The organism is Paenibacillus sp. P3E (genome assembly GCF_001909045.1).
In the GTDB taxonomy this organism is placed as follows: Bacteria; Bacillota; Bacilli; order Paenibacillales; family Paenibacillaceae; genus Paenibacillus_AQ; species Paenibacillus_AQ helianthi.
In genome coordinates, this window is record NZ_LVWH01000143.1 from 1 (window position 1) to 767 (window position 767).

Annotated in this window: 2 rRNA genes; both read left to right on the forward strand. The window is 49.5% G+C overall.

The annotated features are described in order from the left end of the window. A 16S ribosomal RNA gene (locus A3842_RS12555) occupies positions 1-216 on the forward strand; the annotation flags it as partial. A gap of 337 nt (positions 217-553) precedes the next feature. Then, positions 554-767, forward strand: a 23S ribosomal RNA gene (locus A3842_RS12560); the annotation flags it as partial.

The window sequence follows — 767 nt, forward strand, 5'->3', positions numbered from 1 at the left end:
ATGAAGTCGGAATTGCTAGTAATCGCGGATCAGCATGCCGCGGTGAATACGTTCCCGGGTCTTGTACACACCGCCCGTCACACCACGAGAGTTTACAACACCCGAAGTCGGTGGGGTAACCCGCAAGGGGGCCAGCCGCCGAAGGTGGGGTAGATGATTGGGGTGAAGTCGTAACAAGGTAGCCGTATCGGAAGGTGCGGCTGGATCACCTCCTTTCTATGGAGAATCGTTTCCTGCAATGGAGACATTCAAATCGGAAGCTTGACTTCCATTAGAACCCTTGGGTTCGAACACTCACTCGTTGCTCAGTTTTGAGAGTTGAAGCTCTCAAGTAATGCCTTGATCCTTGAAAACTGGATACCGAAACGAAAATGCGTTTTAGAACATCTTTTAGCTGAAACTTGTGTAAACAAGTTGAAATCGTTATTAGTATGCTGAAAGCGAAGGTTTTCGATTGTGAAGCGACCTTTGGCTTTAAACAGACTAGCGAACGGATTCATCCGGGAGCGCTGTTTAAAACAAGATGAGCGAACAAGCGAAACACCGGAGCAATGGTTAAGCTAATAAGAGCACACGGAGGATGCCTAGGCGCCAGGAGCCGACGAAGGACGTGGCGAACAACGAAACTGCCTCGGGGAGCTGTAAGCAAGCTTTGATCCGGGGGTGTCCGAATGGGGAAACCCAGCTGTGGTAATTCGCAGTTACTCATACCTGAATACATAGGGTATGTAGAGGCAGACCAGGGGAACTGAAACATCTAAGTACCC